The sequence below is a fragment of the Actinoplanes sp. NBC_00393 genome (assembly GCF_036053395.1).
Lineage (GTDB): Bacteria > Actinomycetota > Actinomycetes > Mycobacteriales > Micromonosporaceae > Actinoplanes.
This window is the reverse complement of record NZ_CP107942.1, coordinates 10,718,105-10,737,131: the sequence shown is the minus strand read 5'-3', so window position 1 is coordinate 10,737,131 and position 19,027 is coordinate 10,718,105. Positions and strand designations below refer to the sequence as shown.

Annotated in this window: 16 protein-coding genes; 6 read left to right on the top strand and 10 right to left on the bottom strand. The window is 72.5% G+C overall.

Going from position 1 to position 19,027, the window contains the following annotated elements:
* Positions 1 to 55: 55 nt before the first annotated feature.
* Positions 56 to 907: a M48 family metallopeptidase gene (locus OHA21_RS49740; RefSeq protein WP_328467705.1), complete on the bottom strand. Its 852-nt coding sequence runs from the start codon at positions 905 to 907 to the stop codon at positions 56 to 58.
* An 86-nt stretch (positions 908 to 993) separates the two neighbouring features.
* On the opposite strand from OHA21_RS49740, the gene OHA21_RS49735 reads away from it, so the two are divergent.
* The gene (locus OHA21_RS49735; protein ID WP_328467704.1) at positions 994 to 2,310 is read left to right on the top strand and encodes a diacylglycerol/lipid kinase family protein; all 1,317 of its coding nucleotides are present in this window, start codon (positions 994 to 996) and stop codon (positions 2,308 to 2,310) included.
* Between the two features lie 110 nt (positions 2,311 to 2,420).
* Here the strand turns inward: OHA21_RS49735 and OHA21_RS49730 are convergent, their stop codons facing one another.
* Positions 2,421 to 2,966, bottom strand: coding sequence for a hypothetical protein (locus tag OHA21_RS49730; RefSeq protein ID WP_328467703.1), 546 nt, complete (start codon positions 2,964 to 2,966; stop codon positions 2,421 to 2,423).
* A gap of 143 nt (positions 2,967 to 3,109) precedes the next feature.
* Here OHA21_RS49730 and OHA21_RS49725 point away from each other — a divergent pair, with 143 nt between their 5' ends.
* Genes OHA21_RS49725 through OHA21_RS49715 form a run of 3 tightly spaced genes read left to right on the top strand, consistent with a single transcriptional unit; the run spans position 3,110 to position 4,945 of the window.
* Complete coding sequence (locus OHA21_RS49725) at positions 3,110 to 3,520, top strand: hypothetical protein (RefSeq protein ID WP_328467702.1); 411 nt, start codon at positions 3,110 to 3,112, stop codon at positions 3,518 to 3,520.
* A 22-nt stretch (positions 3,521 to 3,542) separates the two neighbouring features.
* Complete coding sequence (locus OHA21_RS49720) at positions 3,543 to 3,956, top strand: DUF7144 family membrane protein (RefSeq protein WP_328467701.1); 414 nt, start codon at positions 3,543 to 3,545, stop codon at positions 3,954 to 3,956.
* Positions 3,953 to 4,945, top strand: a complete 993-nt coding sequence (locus tag OHA21_RS49715; RefSeq protein ID WP_328467699.1) for a YihY/virulence factor BrkB family protein — start codon at positions 3,953 to 3,955, stop codon at positions 4,943 to 4,945. Before OHA21_RS49720 ends, OHA21_RS49715 begins: the two co-directional genes overlap by 4 nt.
* On the opposite strand, the gene OHA21_RS49710 is transcribed toward OHA21_RS49715, so the two are convergent.
* Positions 4,870 to 6,306, bottom strand: a complete 1,437-nt coding sequence (locus tag OHA21_RS49710; RefSeq protein WP_328467697.1) for an MFS transporter — start codon at positions 6,304 to 6,306, stop codon at positions 4,870 to 4,872. The two genes, OHA21_RS49715 and OHA21_RS49710, sit on opposite strands and share 76 nt — an antisense overlap.
* Before the next feature lie 27 nt (positions 6,307 to 6,333).
* Positions 6,334 to 6,918: an Rv1733c family protein gene (locus OHA21_RS49705; RefSeq protein WP_328467695.1), complete on the bottom strand. Its 585-nt coding sequence runs from the start codon at positions 6,916 to 6,918 to the stop codon at positions 6,334 to 6,336.
* Between the two features lie 106 nt (positions 6,919 to 7,024).
* Here OHA21_RS49705 and OHA21_RS49700 point away from each other — a divergent pair, with 106 nt between their 5' ends.
* Complete coding sequence (locus OHA21_RS49700; protein ID WP_328467693.1) at positions 7,025 to 7,519, top strand: hypothetical protein; 495 nt, start codon at positions 7,025 to 7,027, stop codon at positions 7,517 to 7,519.
* Here OHA21_RS49700 and OHA21_RS49695 read toward each other — a convergent pair.
* From OHA21_RS49695 to OHA21_RS49680, 4 genes are read right to left on the bottom strand one after another with little or no spacing between them, the layout of a single operon-like run.
* Entirely contained in the window at positions 7,516 to 8,268 is a 753-nt protein-coding gene (locus tag OHA21_RS49695; RefSeq protein ID WP_328467691.1) for a metallophosphoesterase family protein, read from the bottom strand. The two genes, OHA21_RS49700 and OHA21_RS49695, sit on opposite strands and share 4 nt — an antisense overlap.
* A gap of 1 nt (position 8,269) precedes the next feature.
* Positions 8,270 to 9,457, bottom strand: coding sequence for an arginine deiminase (locus tag OHA21_RS49690; protein ID WP_328467689.1), 1,188 nt, complete (start codon positions 9,455 to 9,457; stop codon positions 8,270 to 8,272).
* Position 9,458: 1 nt separating this feature from the next.
* Positions 9,459 to 10,331 carry a class II glutamine amidotransferase gene (locus OHA21_RS49685; RefSeq protein WP_328467687.1) on the bottom strand — a complete coding sequence of 291 codons (873 nt, stop codon included), beginning with the start codon at positions 10,329 to 10,331 and terminating at the stop codon, positions 9,459 to 9,461.
* A 27-nt stretch (positions 10,332 to 10,358) separates the two neighbouring features.
* Positions 10,359 to 12,368: a phage holin family protein gene (locus tag OHA21_RS49680; protein WP_328467685.1), complete on the bottom strand. Its 2,010-nt coding sequence runs from the start codon at positions 12,366 to 12,368 to the stop codon at positions 10,359 to 10,361.
* A gap of 85 nt (positions 12,369 to 12,453) precedes the next feature.
* Between OHA21_RS49680 and OHA21_RS49675 the strand changes: the two genes are divergently transcribed.
* Complete coding sequence (locus tag OHA21_RS49675; RefSeq protein WP_328467683.1) at positions 12,454 to 13,347, top strand: YhjD/YihY/BrkB family envelope integrity protein; 894 nt, start codon at positions 12,454 to 12,456, stop codon at positions 13,345 to 13,347.
* Here OHA21_RS49675 and OHA21_RS49670 read toward each other — a convergent pair.
* Both OHA21_RS49670 and OHA21_RS49665 read right to left on the bottom strand, forming a co-directional pair.
* Entirely contained in the window at positions 13,329 to 15,962 is a 2,634-nt protein-coding gene (locus OHA21_RS49670) for a LuxR C-terminal-related transcriptional regulator (protein ID WP_328467681.1), read from the bottom strand. The genes OHA21_RS49675 and OHA21_RS49670 overlap by 19 nt on opposite strands.
* Before the next feature lie 360 nt (positions 15,963 to 16,322).
* Positions 16,323 to 18,977, bottom strand: coding sequence for a LuxR C-terminal-related transcriptional regulator (locus OHA21_RS49665; RefSeq protein ID WP_328467679.1), 2,655 nt, complete (start codon positions 18,975 to 18,977; stop codon positions 16,323 to 16,325).
* Positions 18,978 to 19,027: the final 50 nt, after the last annotated feature.

Genomic DNA, 19,027 nt, shown 5'->3' with positions numbered 1-19,027 from the left:
GCCAAGACTTTCGGTCCGCGCGGCGCGGCACGTCATCCCGAACGGATGAGGCCGCTCAGACCGGTTGACCCTGCTCGGCCTCCCGCACGTGAGCCTGAAGCAGTCCCAGCCGGAACAGCCGCTCCAGCCGCCGTACGGTGAACGGGTGCGACATCGGCAGCTGGGCCAGCTCGACCCAGAAACCGCGCAGCCCCTGCCCCTGCCGGACCAGCTCGTTCACGTCGGTGGTGTGTTCGGTGTGCCGGCCGGAGGCGAGCAGCACCAGCCCACTGGCGCCGCCCGGGCAGAGGTGGGCGCCGTGCCGGTCGCAGGAGTACTCCCGCAGGCGGGACAGGGTCGGGCCGAGGATCGGGATGCGCTCGGAGTAGGCGACCGAGAGCTGGTACCAGAGCGAGACGTGGTGCAGTTTGATGTGCCCCAGCTCGTGACCCAGGATGAACCGCAGTCCCTCCCGGTTGTTGTTGTAGAGGTTCACGAACAGCTCGTTGGCCAGGACGACGTAGTCGTGGCCGGTGGCCTGCGCGGCGAACGCGTTCAGCGTGCCGTTGCCGTTGGCCAGGAAGAAGTTCGGCCGCCGGGACAGGCCCAGCTCGTGGGAGAACTCGTCGGCCACCCGGTACAGGTCGCCGTACTGCCGGGGGGAGAGTTCGACGGCGGTGCCGCGGATCGAGGCACGCTGGGTCTCACGGATCACCACGAGCATCGGTACGAGCAGCAGCAACCCGATGAAGGCGGAGCGGATCGCAGCGGCCCAGCCGGTGTCCTGCAACCGCTCCGGGAGCAGGGGCAACGTAATCGCGGCCTGGATGATCAACCAGATGATCAGCAGGTTGAGGATCACCATGAACACGTAGAAGGGGACTTCCGCGGGGTGGCGCAGCGGGGCGCCGTGCGCTGACTTGGACACGCCGTCCACGTTCCGTTCGAAACGGGTTACGCACCTCATCCCGCCGGAATGAAGCGGGGCGGCCACCAGGGCGGAACGCTGTGCACATGGTGGAGCTCGTCGATACCCCCTCGTCGCGGCCCTGGCTGGCCCGACTTTCCTTCGTCACCGCCGCCGCGGCCGTCCTGCTGGTGCTGATCGGCGCCGGCGTGCGCGGCAGCATCGGGCTACTCCTGGTGGGTGGCATCGGCTCGGCCGCCGGGCTGGCCGCCGCGTGGTGGTTCCTCACCCATCGCGGCGTGCTGCGCTGGCTGGCCGGCGCGATCGTGGTGCTCGCCCCGCTGGTGGTCGCGGTGCTCTTCGCCCGGGCCAACCTGATCTGGGTGATGGTCGGCTTCGGGCTGCTGTGGTGGGCCGCGGTGGCCGCCGGGCGGCGGGCACTGGCGCCGGCCCACGAGGAGACCGCCGCCGAGTACGAGACCGCGCCGCCCCGACGCCCGTACCTGATCATGAATCCGCGCTCGGGCGGCGGCAAGGTCGAGAAGTTCCACCTGGTGGAGCGGGCCCGCGAGCTCGGCGCGGAGGTGTACGTCCTGAACGGACCGTCGGTGGACGTGGCCACGGTCGCCCGGCAGGCGGTCCGCGACGGCGCCGACCTGCTCGGGGTGGCCGGCGGCGACGGCACCCAGGCGCTGGTCGCGGGCATCGCCGCCGAGCACGGCCTGCCGTTCCTGGTCGTCTCCGCGGGCACCCGCAACCACTTCGCACTCGACCTGGGTCTGGACCGCGAGGACCCGTCGAAGTGCCTGGACGCCCTCACCGACGGGGTGGAGCTGCAGATCGACCTGGGCCTGATCGGCGACCGGACGTTCGTCAACAACGCCTCGTTCGGCGCGTACGCCGCGATCGTGCAGAGCCCCGCCTACCGCGACGACAAGGTCGGCACGACGCTGAACCTGCTGCCCGAGGTGCTCACCGGCGACCACGGGACACACCTGCGGCTCGACGTGGACGGGGTCACCGTGACCGGGCCGCAGGCGGTGCTGATCAGCAACAACCCGTACGCCGCGGACGACGTGGCCGGCCTGGGCGAGCGGCCCCGGCTGGACGGCGGGAAGCTCGGCGTGCTCGCGGTGACCGTCCGGGGCGCCGCCGACGCCGCCGGGCTGATCAGTGAGCGGGGCCGGGCCAGGGCGCTCACCGTCCGGTCGACCGCCGAGGCCGTGGTGGACGCGGACGCGCCGACCGTACCGGTGGGTGTCGACGGGGAGGCGCTCCTTCTGCCGACCCCGGTGCACTGCACGATCCGGCCCGGCGCCCTGCGGGTACGCGTGCCGCGTCACCGCCCCGGCGTCCGCCCGGCCCGCCCGGAGCTGGACTGGGCACGGCTGCGGCGGCTGGCTCTCGCCCGCCGCCGCAGCTGATCACCGGCGCCGTCGTTACCGGCGGCGCCGTTCCACCCGTCGTGCCGTGCGCCGGCTCGTCCGGCGGGCCACCCTGCGTGTCGCGAACATCGCGTATCCCCTCTCCTTGTCTAGGCCTTGGCTCCGGCCGTCTCCAGGTCGTGCAGTTCCTTGGCCTCCTCGGCCGCGAGCAGGCCGATGCCGACCAGGTCCAGCGGGCTGATGAAGCCGTCCGCCACGCGGAACCCGCCGGCCCGGGCGATCGCGTCGCGCAGCGGCACCGCCCAGTGGTGCTCGATCAGCAGCAGCGCGGCGGCGCTGTCGTTCGGGATCTCGGAGAGCACGTCCCACGTCTCCGGGTCGTCGAAGACCTCGACGCCCTCCTCGGACGCCAGCTGCGCGCCCTTCATGGCGCCTTCCGCAGCGCCGGCCTCACCCTCGAAGCCGAGGCCGATCAGCGCACCGATCTTGCTGCCGAACTCGATCGCCTCGTCGCGGCTGAGGTTGCTCAGGTGCTCGGCCTCGAATTCACCTTCGGCCGTCTTGTAGACCGCGAGCGCGTCGATCACCCGGACCGTGTCGCTCTGCTTGAGCCGCTCCAGCTCCTCGATGATCTCGCCATGGAAATTCGGGTGTTTGAAGCCCAGCACCAGCAGCTGGACGGGACCGATGGCCATAGGATTCCGCTCCTAACTCGACGAAGCTCGACGATCCGGGGCGTACTCCGAGCCCCACCGCCGATCGTGCTGGCGGACCCCGGCGCCGTCCTCATCCGGTGCGGGTGACGTACCGGGCGGCCGGCGGCGGCATCCTCGGCGGTATGAGACGAATCCCGATGTTCCTGGCCGCGGTGCTTCTCGCGGCCGGCGGCTGTACGGCCACCACGACCGCGAACGACGGTGGCAGCGAGGCTCTCTGCGACGCCTTCGCCGAGGTGCAGAACACCGTCAACCAGATCAAGAACGCGAACGTCTCGGAGAACGGGCTGACCGCGATCCGCCCGTACGCCGCCGAGCTGCTCAACCAGCTCAACCAGCTGGTCCTGGAGGCCAAGTCCCAGTTCGCGCCGCAGGCCGACCAGCTCAAGAGCTCGGTGGACGAGCTGAAGACCGTCGCCGAGACGGCACGTACCGATCCGAACGCCACCAACCTGTCCGCGGTGCGCGTCTCGATCCAGTCGGTCCGCGAGAGCGCCGAGAACCTGCGCGACGCGATGTCCGGCGCCTGCTGACCCGGCCGAGAGGAGATCGGCGATGCAAGTGGAGGAGAGCCGGGCCACCGGCTGGATCGCCTGGGTGCTGTTCGGCGGCATCATCCTGGTGCTGCTCGGCACCCTGCACTTCTGCCTCGGCCTGATCGCGCTGATCAGCCCGGAGGTTCTGGCCGGCACCCGGGCCGACCAGCTGCTGCCGGTGTCGCTGACCGCCCTGGCCTGGCTGCACCTGGTGCTCGGCGCGGTCGCCGTGGTCACCGGTGTCGGCCTGGTCCGCGGCCTGACCTGGGCGCGGGTGCTGGCGATCGTGATCGGCTGTGTGGCGGCCCTGGTGAACTTCGCGTTCCACCACGTCCATCCGGTCTGGTCGGTGCTGGCGATCGCGCTGGCCACCGTCGTCGTCTACTCGGTCGCCGCGCACGGCCGCGAGCTGGCCGACGCGTACGGGTCGTGATCGTCCGGCGCCTGGACGACCTGCAACGACGGCGTCCCGCGCTGGGCTTCTGCTACGCGGTGATCTGCAAGTACCTGGACGACTGCGGGTACCGCGAGGCCGCGCTGATCACCTACTACGGGTTCATCAGTCTCTTCCCGACCCTGCTGCTCGGTGTCGCGATCGTCTCCGAGGTGCTGTCGCGCCGGCCGGAGCTGCGGCAGGAGCTGGTCGCGGCGATCGTCCCGGCCGGGTTGCAGGAGGACATCTCGGGTTCGATGGCGGTGTTCTCCTCGTCGACGACCGCGCTGGTCGTCGGCGTGGTGGGGCTGGTCTTCTCGGGGACCGGGGTGGTCGTCTCGGCGTACGAGACGGTCAATCACTTGGCGGCCGTGCCGTTCGTGCGGCGCTACGGCGTGCTCGCCCGCTATCTGCGGGTGCTCGGCGGCCTGGGGATCATCCTGGCCGGAACCGTCGCGATCGGCGTGCTCACCGTCGCCGTATCGGCGCTGCCGATGCTGCCCGCCTTCTCCCGCGCCGGCGCCGTGCTGGGCTCGTGCGGGGTGGCGTTCGTGGTGCTGGTGTCCGTCGCCCGGCTGCTGCTCGCCCGCCCGGCGCCGCTCGCCTCGCTCTGGCCGGCCGCGTTGCCCGGCGCGGTCGCGGTGGTCCTGGTGCTGAACCTGGGCGCCACGGTGATGCCGGAGATGGTGCGCCGGGCCGGCCCGGTCTACGGCGCCTTCGCCACCGTGGCCGGCTTCTTCACGCTGTTCTACCTGCTCAGCAACGTGCTGGTGCTGGCCGGCGAGATCGCCGCGGTACGGCACGGGCGGTTGTGGCCGCGCGCGCTCGACCCGGGCCGGCCGACCGCGGCCGATGCCCGGGCCATGCTGCTGCTGGCCCGGGAGCAGGAGCGGTTGCCGGCCGCGGCGATCGACTACGTGCTGCGGGACCCGCCGGCCGGCGCGGGCTGCGCGTCGGACGCCGGGGTGAAGCCGCCGCGCGGCAGGTAGGCGGCGGCCACCAGGCCGATCACGCCGGCGCCGGCCACCGCGATCATGGCCCAGACGTACGCCCGCCCCGGCGCCGAACTGTCCACCTGGGCGACCAGGATCGTGCCGGTCAGCGCCGCGCCGAGCGACGAGCCCAGGTTGGAGATGCTGCGGGACAGGCCGGAGATCTCGCCCTGCAGGTCCTCGCCGAAGCTGGACTGCACCACGTTCACCGACGGGGTGAGCATCCCGCCCAGGCCGAGGCCGATGACGAACAGGCCGGGCAGCATCGTCCAGACGCCGGCCTCGGTGCCGCCGAGCAGGAGCAGCAGGGCGATGCCGGCGATGGTGACCAGGAACCCGCCGATGATCAGCGTGCGCTGCGGCCGCCGCCGGGCCATCCGTCCCGCCGCCAGTGACGAGAGCAGCACGCCGACCGTGGTGGCGGTGAACACCCCGCCGGTCTCGATCGCGTTGTAGCCCTGCACCACCTGCAGGTAGGTGGAGATCACGAACGAGCTGCCCATCACCATCAGCCACTGCATGTTCTGGGTGACCAGCCCGAGGTTGGAGGTGCGGTTGCGGAACAGCACGGTGGAGAGCAGCGGCTCCCGGCCGGTGCGTTCCTTGGCCCGGACCGTGGCGAAGAACCAGACCAGCATCAGCGCGCCGGCCAGGACCAGGCCGAGCATCGCCCAGACGTTGTTGTCGCTGACCAGGATGCCCAGCACGATCAGGATCAGTCCGGTGGCGGAGAGCACCGCGCCGAGCACGTCGAACGGCATGCTGCGGTCGGCCGGCAGTGGGTCGCGGACCGCCCTACGGGCGAGCAGCACGATCACCGCGCAGATCAGGGCCTGCAGGACGAAGGCGGCCCGCCAGTGGATGGCGGAGGCGACCAGGCCACCGATCAGCGGGCCGGCCACGGCGCCGATGCCGCCCATCGCGCTGATCGCGCCGAACGCCTTCGCCCGCGAGCCGATGTCGCGGAACAGCAGCGTGGTGAGGATGTAGACGGGTGGGATGAGCAGCGCCGTGCCGATCCCCTCCATGATCGAGTAGCCGATCACCATGACCCACAGGGCCGGCGCGAGCGCGCTGAGCAGCGCGCCGGAGCCGAACATGGCCAGGCCCGCGATCAGGCACCACTTGCGGCCGAGCAGGTCGGTCAGCTTGCCGCCGGGGATCATCAGCGCGGCCATCACCAGGAGGAAGAGGGTGATCGCGAGCTGCACGCCCTGCACCGTGGTGTCCAGGTCGTCGCTGATGTCGCTGATCATCACGTTCATGTTGGAGCCGGCGAAGCTGCAGATGAACTGGGCCAGCGCGAAGGCGATCAGCGCCTGTCGCAGATCGGCCGGGAACCGGGTTCTCTCCGTCATCCGCTCAGCCTTCGCCGCACGCCTCCGCTAGGCGTCACTCGCACCGGATGAACGGCTCCACTGCGGGCCGACCTCGCGCCATTCCCGCTGCCAGGCCCGGGCCCGGTGCCGGTCGAGCAGGGCACGGCCGACGGCGCAGATCCCGACCAGCGCGGCGGCCATGCAGAGCAGCACCGCGCCGGCCACCACCACGGCCTGCCCGACCGGGTGGCGTTCCAGCGGCGGTACGCGCAGCACGCCCCGGTCGTCGACCCAGACCGGGACCCGGTCGCCGAGCCGGGCGTCCTCGGCGACCTGCACGATGCCGTGGCGCGGCGTGCCGTCCGGCGCCGGCCAGGTGGCCCGGGCCGCGCGCGGGGCGACCGTCCGGGAGTCGCTGCCGCCCAGCATCTCCGGCTCGCTGACCAGTACCGCCTCGACCTGGAAGATGTGGGTGCGTTCCCACTCCAGGCCACGGATGTCGGCCTGATAGCTCGTCCGGCCCGCCCACCAGGCGAGCAGCGGCGCGCCGGCCAGGAAGAGGACGAGCAGCGTCGCGATCATCGCGCGCTCGACCCGGTCCGAGCGGCGGCGCAGCACGTTGCCCATCTTTCGTCCCCCCTGCCGTTCCATGACGAGCATCGGCGTCCGGGCCCGCGCGTGGTTCACCCCGGCCGGATGAGGAGTCCGCGGACCCGCTCGGCGACCCTCGACGGGAGACCTGCCGATGGGAGACCTCATGTCCGGTTCCATCCGCGTCCGGCTGACCCACGACAGTGAGGAGGCCACCGCGTCCGGCATCTACGGGCTGATCGTGGGCGGTGCGGTGGTGGTCGCCGCGCATGCGAAGACGGCGGTGGCGGTGGTGGTCGGGGTGCTGGTCACGCTCACCGTGTACTGGGCGGCGGAACGGTACGCCCGGATCGTCGCCGAGCGGATCCACTCGGGGCACCGGCCGACCTGGCAGACCGTACGCCACCATCTGACCCACGGCTGGGAGCTGGTCACCGCGACCGCCCTGCCTCTGCTGGTCCTGCTTCTGGTCCGGCTCACCGGCGCGCGGCTGCTCAGTGCGGAGCTGGCCTCGCTGATCTGCACCACCGTGCTGCTCTGCGTGGCCGGCTGGCGGATGGGCGCGGGCGGCCGGCTCTCACGCGGCGAGCAGATCGTCTCCACCCTGGTGGCCGGCGCGTTCGGCGCCGCCCTGATCGGCCTGAAGACCTTCCTGCACTAGCCGGGGGGAAAGGTCACCACCCGCCCGGTGTGCCAGCCGGACGGGCCGAAGTAGCGCTCCCGGACGACGACCTCGCCCCGGTCCACGCTGATCAGGCTCCACGAGCGCTGGGTGCCGCGGACCCGGCGGCTGGTGGCGGTGCCGGCGACCACGAAGACCGGCCGGGACTGCTGCGCGATCCGCACGTCCGGCACGTGGGTGTGCCCGGCGAGCACCAGGTCGACCCGGGCGGCGCGGACCGCGCCGAGCAGCCGGCGCCGGCCGACGATCCGGGCGGTTCCGGTGGCCAGCGGCGGGTGGTGCAGGGCGAGCAGCCGGACGTCGCCCTCCGGCGCGCCGCCCAGGACATCGGCCACCGAGGTGGCCTGCCCGGCGGTGACCAGGCCGTTCTTCCACCGCCAGCGCGGCATCGACTGAAGACCGAGGGCGGTGAGGCCGGGGACGCGGACGACCGGGTCCAGGTCGGCATCGATCCAGCTTTGATAGCGGGCGTACGGGTCGAGCACCCGCTGCGTGCTGAACAGCGGCAGGTCGTGGTTGCCGGTGACCGCGAGCACCGGCCCGGGCAACCGGTCGAGCAGCTCCCGGACCTGCTCGAACTCGGCTGTGCGGGCCCGCATCGTGCTGTCCCCGGTGACCACGGTCAGGTCCGGGCGGGCGGCCGCGACGTCCACCACGAGGCCGTCCACCGCGTCCTCGTGGTGTGCGCCCAGGTGCAGGTCGGACACGTGCGCGACGAGGACCGCCATCTCAGCCGGCGTCGCGTTCGATCGGGCAGGCCAGGCAGCGCGGCCCGCCACGCCGGCGGCCGAGCTCGCTCCCGGCGACGGTGATCACCTCGAAGCCCTGTCCGCGCAGGTACGTGTTGGTGGTGACGTTGCGTTCGTACCCGATGAGCACGCCGGGTTCGACGGTGAGCAGGCTGGCGGCATCGGTCTCCAGGGCCTGGATCTTGTCGGGGTCGGTGTCGGCGGTCCCGGCGAGGGTGGCGAACAGGTCGTCGTTGCGGGTCACCCGCAGCTCGTCCGGGCCGGCGGCGGGCCGCACGGTCCACGACCGCAGCGGCTGGCGCAGCTCAGGATGCACCACGAAGGTCTCCCGGTCGATCATCGTCAGCACGGTGTCCAGGTTCATCGTGGCCCGGGACCGCGGCAACTCGACGGCGATCACGGTATTCGCCACGCCGGCCGTGAACAGGCTGCGGGCCAGGTTCTCCAGGCCCATCGGGGTGGACCGCTTCCCCAGGCCGATCAGCACCGTGCCGCCGCCCAGCACGTGCACGTCACCGCCGTCCAGGGTGGCCGGCTGGTGGGGCTGATCCTCGCCGCCGTACCAGACGGTGAGGTCGGCGAGCATGAACATCGGATGGAACCGGTAGATCGCCGCGCAGTGCACCGACTCCCGCAGCCGGGCCGGCCGGGCCATCGGGTTGATGCTGACCCCGCTGTGGATCCAGGCCGAGCTGTCCCGCGGGAACAGGTGGCCGGGCAGCGGCGCGAGCACGAAGTCGTCGGCGCCGAGCAGTTCCCAGCGCAGGCTGTGGACGGTGAAGCCGGACAGGTCGCTGCGGCGCACCCCGCCGATCAGGTATCCGGCCAGCGACTCGCTCTCGGCCTGTTCGGTGAGCCGGCGCAGCGGGCCGGCCAGCGCCGGCCCGACGGTGTCGCCGGTGACGACCCGGTCCAGGATCCAGGACCGGGCCCGCGGGATGTCCAGCACGTCGGCGAGCAGCCGGTCGAAGTAGTGCACCTTGACCCCGCGTACGCGCAGCACCTCGGCGAACGCGTCGTGCTCCTCCCGCGCCCGGCGGGCCCACGGGGTGTCGTCGAAGAGCCCGTCCCGGACGTTTCCCGGGGTCAGGCCGGTCAGCTCGGCGCCGGGCCGGTGCAGTACCACCTGACGCAGCCGCCCGACCTCGGAGTCGACGTGGAAGCCCATCTCACGGCACGGCGGGTTCGAAGCGTCCCAGCTCGTCGTCGCCCTTCTGGATCACGCCGTAACTGGACTCCGGCACCGGCTGCCAGGCGCCCTCCAGATCGGCGAGCGGCTCGGAGACGACCAGCCGGGTCTCGTCGGAGAGCTTGCGCAGCCGCTCGTTCTCCGGGTACAGCGTGTGCAGCGCGGTGATGTCGGTGCTGTAGTACAGCGAACGGCTGTGTCCCTCGCTGGAGTAGCGGAAGCACCAGGTCCGGTCGCCGTCGGTGGTGGCCACGGTCATCTGCAACGGCTGCGGCACGCCGTACGCCCGGCCCACCGACTCAACCAGCCCGGCCATCCGTTCCACCGCGGCCACCGGCCGGTCGCGCAGCCCGAAGGTCAGCGCCAGGTAGAACATCACCTCGGAGTCGGTGGACCCGGCCAGGTACGGATACAGCTCCGGATCGACGGCCAGGATCAGGTCCCGCTTGAGCCGGTGGAAGTCGCGGATCGCCCCGTTGTGCAGCCACAGCCAGTTCTCGTACCGGAACGGGTGGGAGTTGGTCTGCTGGACCGGGGTGCCGGTGCTGGCCCGGATGTGCGCCAGGAACAGCGGCGAGACCGTCGACCGGGCGATCTCCCGCAGGTTCGCATCGCTCCAGGCCGGCCCGACGCCGCGGAACAGGGCGGGTGCGGCCGGGCCGTCGACCGGGTACCAGCCGACCCCGAAGCCGTCGCCGTTGGTGGTCTCCACCCCGTAGCGGGAGTGCATGCTCTGGTCGATCAGCGAGTAGCGGGGTTTGTACAGCAGTTCTTCGAGCCGGATCGGCGTACCCGAATATGCCAGCCAGCGGCACATGGCGATGTCCTCTCCCCGAGGGACGGTGAACGTCATCGTCCGCCGTTGCACCTGCGGCCTGGTTCACCCCGGAAGGATGAGGTCCCGTTTCGCGGTCCGGCAGCCGACCTGCTCCATCCAGTCGCAGAGCAGATGGTGCACGGCATCGGCGCCGACCAGCTGGCCCGGCGCGGACAGGGTCCGCGGGTGGATCAGCACCGGCCGGTTCTGCCAGCCGCCCAGCCCGCCGTGGCACCCGATCAGCTCCTCGAACGCGGCGACCTCCTGGGTGACCGGATCCCACAGGCTGTTGATCACCAGGTCGCCGGTGTTCGCGAGGCCGTCGTGCCGGCGCAGGTCGTCGGCGGCGAGCGGGCCGAAGCCGAGCAGCGGATCCAGGCCCTCCACCTTGTCGTCGTCGAGCCGGCGCCGGCCGGACCGGCCGATCACCACCGGCCCCTCGGAGCGGGACCGCACCATCACCCACCCGACCCCGGGGTGTTCCACCAGTCCGGTCAGCAGCTTCGGGTGCCGCTCCTCGATTTCTTCGAGGAGGACCCGGCCGGGCAGCCGGGTGAAATACACCAGGGCGAGGTTCCCGGAGGCGGCGATGACTATCTCCGGGCGCTCCGGCGCCGGCTTCGCCGCCGGTTGCGCTTCCGCCTGCGGCGCCTTCGGGGTACGCGTGAGCCCGGCCCGCAACGCCCGGGCCCGGCCCTCCTGCTCGTTCTCCTCGGTGACCACCACCTGGTCGGTGTCGGTGAGCCGTTCCACCAGGTCGTCCAGGCGCAGACCGTAACGCTGCTCGAAGGTGGCGCCCTGGCTCTGCCCGTGGTCGGAGAGCACCACGAAGTGGTACGGCCGGGGCGCCGACGCGGCCACCTCCTCCAACGTGGCCAGCACCCCGTCGATGCCCTCCAGGGAGGCGAGCGACTCAGGCCGGGCCGGGCCGGCGTGGTGCGCGATCTCGTCGTAGTCGACGAAGTCGCAGAAGACCGACGGCGCGCCGCGCATCATCTGCTCGGCGACGATCGCCAGGTTCAGGTGCCGCATCAGCACGTTGGTGGCGCCGCGCAGCAGCACGTACGAGCCGTGCCGGCGCATCCGCGGCTGCACGTGACGCAGCTTCTGCCGGCGCGCCTGGTACAGCTCCTTGATCATTTCGCCGATGGTCAGCACCAGCGAGCGGGTCAGGCCGAACGGGTCCATCAGGTACGCGCTGAGGTAGCGGGCCGGGCCGGGACGCCGTTTCGCCTGGACCGTGCTCATGGTGAGCAGCGAGGTGGCGGCGTCACCGGAGAAGACGTTGCTGACGCTGACCCCGCCGTCGGCGAGCAGGCCGCGACCGGTCGTGCAGCGGGACTCGACCAGGGCGCTGTCCCGGGGATGGTTCGTCACGACGAGGCGGCCGGCCGTCTTCTCGTACCACCGGAATGCCGGAACCTGCGCGCTCGCGCCGTGCAGCAGCCCCGCCTGGCTGGCCGGCGTCGTGGCCGGCAGTTGCGCGTGCCACTCGGCGAGCGTGTGGCTGCCGGTGCGCAGCCACCGGCCCAGGGTCGGCAGGTTGCCGGCCTCGACCGCCCACCGGGCCAGCGGCGCGGACAGCCCGTCGATCTGGATCATCACGAAGCCCGGCACCTCGCTGGTCGGCACGCTGCGCCGGAAGTGCCGGTTGACCCGGAGCAGATGCTGGGTGACCGCGCCCGGCTGCCCGGCGGTGACCGCCCAGTGCCCGATGCTCATCAGCGTGGCGCCCAGCCAGGACGCCCAGAACGCGGTCCAGAAGTCGTGCACGTGGATGCCCGGGACCAGCGACAACGCGGCGTAGACGAGCAGCGACTGGACGATCAGCCAGCCCAGCACCACCCCGGTCCAGCCGAGCGCCGACAGCACAATCACCAGCAACGGGCGTACCACGGCCCCGAACAGTCCGATCAGGACCGCGGCCGCCAGGATCGCCCATCCGCTGTCGGCGGTGATGCCGGGCATCAGAGCGACGGTGACGGCCACCGCCACGGCGCCCAGGGCTACCGGCACCAGGGCGGACAACACCGGCGCCGCGAACCGGCGCGGCTGGGGTTCGGCTTGCTGCATGCCGTCAGTGTCGGCGCGGCCGGCGCCGCCGACGCCATCCGTGCCGGATGATGCTCGCTGCGCCCGGGCCACCGACCATGACGGAGTGACCGAGCCGACGCCGGGTCCCGACCGGCCCTTCACGGCGGGCAGCGTGCTCGCCGCGATGCCCGCGTGGCTGCGCCCGCGCGCCGCGCCGATCCTGCGGAACCGGGTCGGGAACCTGCTGCTCGACACGGCCAGCGAGCTGATCCGGGTGCAGATCTTCGACCGGTCGATGACCCTCGCCGCCCAGGCGTTCACCTCGATCTTCCCGATCCTGATCATGTTGGGTGCGCTTCTCGGCCATCGCGCCCGGGAACGCCTCGACGACCTGCTGAACCTGCCGGAGAGCAGCGTCCGGCTGGTCGACGAAGCGCTGAGCGGCAGCCGCAGCGGAGCATTCGGGGTGGCCGGCGGCCTCATCGTGATCATCTCCGCGACCGGGCTGGCGCGGGCGCTGAACCGGGCGTACCGGGCCATCTGGACGGCACCCGGCCGCAAGGCCGGCCCCGCCGCGACCGCCTGGCAGATCGGCACCGTGCTGCTGCTCGTGCTGTTCCTGGTCACCGCGCGGCTGCTGGGCTGGCTCAGCGGTCTGCTCCCGGCGCCGCACCTCGCCGGCGCGATCCTGACCTTCAGCGCCGACTTCGCGCTGGCCTTCCTGCTGCCCCGGATCCTGCTCGGGCCGTGCCTGTCCCGGCGGCGTCTCGTGTCCAGCGCGCTGCTCTTCGGCGCGGTGATGGTCGGCGTCCGCGCCGCGGGCAGCGTCTACCTCCCGCGGGCGATGCAGGTCAGCGCGGAACGGTACGGGACGATCGGGCTGGCCTTCACCTTCATCGGCTGGCTGTACGTCATCTCGTTCGTGCTGCTGCTCACCGCTGTGGTGGGCGGGCTGCTCGCCGACCTGCGTTCCTCATCCCGGATGGGTGAGCAGCCGGCTCAGAGCAAACCGAGCTGACGGGACTGCACGACCGCCTCGCGCCGCCGCCCGGCGCCGAGCTTGCGGTAGATCGACCGCATGTGCGCCTTGACCGTGTTCACCGAGATGCCGAGGTTCTCCGCGATCTCCCCGGCGGTCAGGACGGTCGGAAGGTACTGCAGCACCTCCAGTTCCCGCTCGCTGAGCGGCCCGGCGGTGTGCGCCGCAGCGCCGAGCACCGGCAGTTCCCCGGTGATCTCGGCGAGCACCCCGTCGCTGACCGGCCCGCGCAGCTCGGTGAGCCACTGCTGCCGTTCGGCCAGCACGGTCACCCGGGGCGCGTCGAAGTTGCGGAACGGGCGGCGGATCAGCTCCGGCTCGGCGTCGGCGAGCGCCCGGGTGAGCGCCTCGCCGGCCCGGGCGCCCCGGCCGTGCGCGTCCGCGGCGAGCGCGGTGAGGAGCCAGGCCGAGACGCCGGAGACCCGGTCCGGGCTCTCCCGTACGCGCGACAGCAGGCTCTCGGCGGCCGGCTCCCGTCCGGCGGCGAGGTAGGCCCGGGCCAGGCACACCTGCTCGGCGGGGAGCAGCGCGGGCACGGCCGGGCGGTGCGCGTACCGGGCCAGGACGGCGCCCGGCTCGCCGAGCGCCAGGTCCGCCTCCGCGACCCCGAGCCCGACCAGCCGGTCCAGCAGCGGAGCGGACAACAGTGGCCCGGCCTCCTCACGGGCCCGCCGCAGGACCGACCGGGCGGCGAGCGGCTCACCGCGGTCCAGCAGCAACCGGGCGCGGACCAGCACGGCCACGATCGCCAGCGTGGCCTCCGGGTTGTCGCCGAGCGCGTGCAGGCCCCGGCGCAGCGCGCCCTCCGCCTCGGCTTCCCGGCCGCGTTCGGACTCGATCAGGGCGTCGGTCAGGTACGCGAGCGCGACCGCGGGCCGGACCCGGGCGTCAATCCGGCGGGCCACGTCGGTGGCCGCGATGACGTGCTCGCGGGCGCCGTTCAGCGAGCCCTGCACGAAGGCGAGCAGGGCCAGGTGAGCGAAGGCGCTGATCTCGACGAGCGGCACCCCGGCGGCCCGGGCCCCGGAGGCGGCCGCCCACAGATAGCGTTCCGCGTGGTCCAGACGGCCGGTCCAGAGCAGGCCGGTGCCCTTGTTGCTGAGCGCCATCGCCCGGTACTGCAGCCGGGCCGGCACCTGGTCCCAGCGCAGCGCGGCCAGATCGTCGAGCATCTCCGAGCTGGCCGTGGTGAGCCGGGCCATGTCGCCGTGCCGGCGCAGGACGGCGCCGGACTCCAGCACGGTGAGGGCCAGGTCGATGCCGGCCCGGTACGCCGGGCCCCGGCCGGCCAGCAGTGACCGGGCGCGGGCCAGCCGTTGCGGGATCACGTCCAGATCGCCCTGGGCGAAGGCGAGCAGGGCGCTGCTGACGATGAGCTCGGGGCTGTCGGTGAGCCGCTCGGCCGGGATCCGCCGCAGCACCTCGATCACCTCGGCACGGTCCACCGAGGCGAACAGCTGCAACCCGCGGTCCACCACCAGCCGGGCGACGAAGTCCCAGTCCTGGGCCGCCGCGGCGTGGTTCAGAGCGGTCAGGCCGTTGCCCTTTCCGGCGTACCACTGGGCGGCGAGCAGGTGCAGCCGCGGCACCACGTCCGGCTGGGTGAGGGCGAGCTGGTGGCGCAGCGCGGCGCGGAACATCTGGTGGTAGCGGAACCACCGCCCGGGGCCGATCCGCTCCACGAAGACGTTGGCCCGTTCGAGCCGTTCGAGGGTGCGGTGGCCGTAGCGCTGGCCGGTGAGCGCGTCGGCCAGCTCACCGCAGATCCGGTCCGGCACGCTGGTCCGCAGCAGGAAGTCCCGGATCTGCGTGGGCTGCTCGGCGAGCACCTCCTGAGCCAGGAAGTCCTCGACGGCGCCGGACGCGGACGCGGGCTCCAGCGTCAGGCGCAGGCCCGCGCCCCAGCCCTCGGCACGCCGGACCAGGGCGGCGAGATCCGGAGCAGGCGGCCGGCGGCCCTGCAGCGCGAGGAGTTCACCCGCCTCCTCGACCCGGAACGCCAGGTCGGCAGCACGCAACTCGGTCAGGTGGCCGGCCGCCCGGAGCCGGTGCAGAGGCACCGCCGGCTCGGTACGCGAGATCAGCACGAACCGCAGCCGCTCCGGCAGATCCGCCAGCAGCCCGCCGAGCCCGCCCACCACCCGCGGATCGGTCACCCGGTGCAGGTCGTCGAGGACGACCACGGTGACCGCGGGCAACCCGGCCAGCGCGGCGGTGAACGCGCGCCGGAACGCCGAGTCGTCCTCAGCGGTCCGCGGCCCCGGCTCGGGAACCGAGTTGGTCGGCGGGATGGCGCCGGCTGTCCGCAGCGCGAGGATCAGGTCGGACCAGAAGGCCAGCGGGTCGTCGTGCTGGGTGTCGAGGGAGAGCCAGGCGATCGGGCCGGACAGCGACCGGGTGCCGGCCCACGAGGAGACCAGGGCGGTCTTGCCCCAGCCCGGTCCCGCGCAGAGCACGGTGACCGGGCGGCGGACGCCGGCGTCCATCGCCTCGGCCAGGCGCGGGCGCCACAGCACGCCTTCGGGCACGCGCGGGCGAACCACCCGCCCGACCGCCGTCGATATGTGCAACCCGCTCGGCCCGATCTCCCGCATACCGCATTCCCCCAAATACGGCACCGCGGGTCGCCCGGTCGCGGAACGGGCGAACACCCGCGATGCCTTTGTCCGAAGCCGTCCTGGCCCGTCGGGCGAGCACTGCCCGGTGCTCACCGGCCAGGACGCGCAACAGACACGAAGCGTCACCACCAACGGGGCGTCGTCGCCGGCGAGCCCGTCGCTGCAGAACTATGTGATTTCGGAGGGTGAATCATCGGCTGGCCTTCACCGTCACCGAAGCACACCCCGTAGGCGAACAGCAACCCCTCGTATTGATGGGATTTGCAGATGCCGTGGTCAACGTGCAACTTGCACAATCGGGCCGGAGGTCTTATCTCAAAAAAGGTGCAACACGGGTCAGATGAGGTTGAGTGCCCGCGCCCGGCGGACCGCCTCATTCCGCCGTGCCGCCGACAGCTTGCGCAGGATGCTCCGCACATGCGTCTTCACGGTGTTGACCGAGACGTACAGTGACGCCGCGATCTCCTCGGTCGGCAGCATCGCCGCCATTCCCTTGAGCACGTCGAGCTCCCTCTTGCTCAACGCCTCCACCACGACCGGTTCGGTCACCGGCGCCGCCCCGGCACCGGGACCCGCCCCGAGCGCGCCGTACTGCACCGCCAGCCGGTCGTCGTCGCGCAGCAGCCGCCGCAACTGGCTCCACACCTGGTGCACCGGCCGCCGGTACGACTCCCCGGCCGCCACCCGCAACGCCCGGCGCAGCGCCTCGCGCGCTCCCGCGGTGTCCTCCTGGTTGGCCGCCAGCATGGCCAGCAGCAGCCAGGCGTCCAGCGCGACCGGCACCGGCGCCCCGGCGGCGTCCGCCACGGTCCGGGCCACGTCGTGCGCCAGCTTGGCCTCGCCCCGGGCCATCGCCAGCGCGGCCCGCACCACCGCGACGTCCGGCGTGCAGGGGTCCGGGTAACGGTCCAGCAACCCGGCCGCCTCGTCCAGGTGCCCGCCCGAGATCAGCATCCGGGCCCGGCCGAGAACCACCTCCCGGGCCAGCCACTTCGGCGCCGTCCCCGCCGTGTCGGACTCGTCCGCGGCCCGCAGGGCGTTGGTCGCTCCGCGCAGCTCACCGCGGGTCTGCAGGCGGCGGGCACGGACGATCGCGTACGACAGCACGGCCAGCCCGTCCGCCCCCGCCCCGCAGAGCGGCTGTGCGGCCCGGATGTGCCGGTCGGCGGCCTCGATGTCGTAGCGTTCCAGCGCCACCCAGGCCAGCGTCACCTCGGCCACACCCGGTCGATGGCGCCGGTCGAAGCCGTACTCGCCGGCGAGCTCGAGCGCCTGCCGCGCCACCGTCTCGGCCCGGCCCAGCCGCCCGCGGTAGGCCTCCAGCAGGGCCAGCCGGCTCAGGCAGTCGATCCGCAGCGACTCGCAGCCCGGCAGCACCCCGGCGGCCGTGTCGCCGAGCACGTCGACAGCCGCGTCCACGGCGCCGGCGTTGCACAACGCGACCCCCTCCGCGGCACGCAGGAGCAGGCGCAACTCGGGATGCCGGGCCAGCCGGTCGGTCGGCGCGACGGCCAGGAACGCCTCGGCGACCGCCACCAGCTCGCTGACCCGCTCCGGTTCCGGACCGTCGGCCAGCAGCAGGATCTGCACCAGGAAGCCGGTCAGGGTGAGCCCGTCACCGCAGGCGCTGCCGCGCACGCTGAGCAGCTTTCCGGCGTACGCCAGACGCTCCGCCGCCTCTTCCCGGCGACCGTCGCCGTAGGCCATCGCGGCCCGGACCATGACCGCCTCGGGCAGCTCCAGCTGCTCCGGCAGCCGGGCGAAAATCGTGCCGAGCCGGCCCGAGCTGCCCTCCACGATCAGCCGGCCGACCGCGTAGTCCTCGACCACCATGGCTGCGGCGGTCCCCCAGTCGCCGCCCTGCACCGCGTGGTCCACTGCCTCGAGCAGCCGGCCCTGCTCGGCCAGCCAGACGGCCGCCCGCCCGTGCAGCACCGCCACCTCCTCCGGCTCGGTCCAGGCCAGCTGGGCGCGCAGGAGTTCGGCGAAGAGCCGGTGGTAGCGGTAGACCTCGGAGCCCTCACCGACCGGCTGGATGAATGCGTTCTCCCTGGTCAGCGTGGTCAACATCCGGTACGCGTCCGGCCGGGCGGTGACCACCGCGGCCAGCTCGGGCGTGAAGGTGTCCAGCACGCTGGTCTCCAGCAGGAACCGGCGCACCTCCGGCGTCTGCAGTCGCAGCACCTCACCGACGAAGTACTCGGCGATGGTCGACTCGTTCCCCGAGATCGTCTCGACCATCCGCTTCGCGTCCGACCGGCCCTGCAGGGCACAGGCGCAGAGCCGGATCCCGGCCGCCCAGCCCTCGGTGTGCTCGAGCAGGGTGGCCAGTTCCGGCTCGCCGAGCTCGACCCCGTGCAGCTCCATCAGCCGGGCCGCCTCCGCCGCGGTGAACGCCAGATCCGCGGTGCGCAGCTCGCGGAGCTGGCCGGAGAGGCGGTACCGGTACAGCGGTAGCGGCGGGTCCCACCGGCCGGTGAGCACGACCCGCAGGCCGCGGACGTGGCTGAGCAGGAACTCCAGCCCGATCGCCCAGTCCCGGCCGGGCAGCTGGGAGGCCCCGTCCAGCACCAGCACGACCGGCGTGGGTTGTTCGTCGACAGCCGTCGCGAGGCGGCCGAGGACGGCGCGGCTCACCGCGCCGCCGGGCATCGGGGGCACTTCGACGCCGGCCCGGCGCAGCCCCTCCATCACGTACGTCCAGAAGGTGGACGTCTGCTCGTCACCCTGCTCCAGCGTGATCCACGCGACCGGCCAGTTCACCGCGCGGCTGTTCACCCAGGAGGCCAGCAGCTGCGTCTTACCGCTGCCGGCCAGTCCGGTGACCAGCGTGACCGGGCCCTGAACCCCCTCGGTGACCCGGTCGATCAACGCCGGCCGGGCCACCATGAACGGCGGCGCGGCCGGAACCGCGAATTTGGAGTCGAGCAACGAGTTGTCCGGGCCGTAGCTCATCACGCCGGACGGATCCGCCATCAGTTCGATAGACACGTCTGCTTACCTCCGAGAGCCGACCCCATTTCGATCTCTCGTTCAGACTC

Coding starts and splice junctions, on each gene's coding strand:
- OHA21_RS49735 (WP_328467704.1), top strand. CDS start 994: ATGGTGGAGCTCGTCGATACCCCCTCGTCGCGGCCCTGGCTGGCCCGA.
- OHA21_RS49730 (WP_328467703.1), bottom strand. CDS start 2,966: ATGGCCATCGGTCCCGTCCAGCTGCTGGTGCTGGGCTTCAAACACCCG.
- OHA21_RS49725 (WP_328467702.1), top strand. CDS start 3,110: ATGAGACGAATCCCGATGTTCCTGGCCGCGGTGCTTCTCGCGGCCGGC.
- OHA21_RS49720 (WP_328467701.1), top strand. CDS start 3,543: ATGCAAGTGGAGGAGAGCCGGGCCACCGGCTGGATCGCCTGGGTGCTG.
- OHA21_RS49710 (WP_328467697.1), bottom strand. CDS start 6,306: ATGACGGAGAGAACCCGGTTCCCGGCCGATCTGCGACAGGCGCTGATC.
- OHA21_RS49705 (WP_328467695.1), bottom strand. CDS start 6,918: ATGGAACGGCAGGGGGGACGAAAGATGGGCAACGTGCTGCGCCGCCGC.
- OHA21_RS49700 (WP_328467693.1), top strand. CDS start 7,025: ATGTCCGGTTCCATCCGCGTCCGGCTGACCCACGACAGTGAGGAGGCC.
- OHA21_RS49695 (WP_328467691.1), bottom strand. CDS start 8,268: ATGGCGGTCCTCGTCGCGCACGTGTCCGACCTGCACCTGGGCGCACAC.
- OHA21_RS49690 (WP_328467689.1), bottom strand. CDS start 9,457: ATGGGCTTCCACGTCGACTCCGAGGTCGGGCGGCTGCGTCAGGTGGTA.
- OHA21_RS49685 (WP_328467687.1), bottom strand. CDS start 10,331: ATGACGTTCACCGTCCCTCGGGGAGAGGACATCGCCATGTGCCGCTGG.
- OHA21_RS49680 (WP_328467685.1), bottom strand. CDS start 12,368: ATGCAGCAAGCCGAACCCCAGCCGCGCCGGTTCGCGGCGCCGGTGTTG.
- OHA21_RS49670 (WP_328467681.1), bottom strand. CDS start 15,962: ATGCGGGAGATCGGGCCGAGCGGGTTGCACATATCGACGGCGGTCGGG.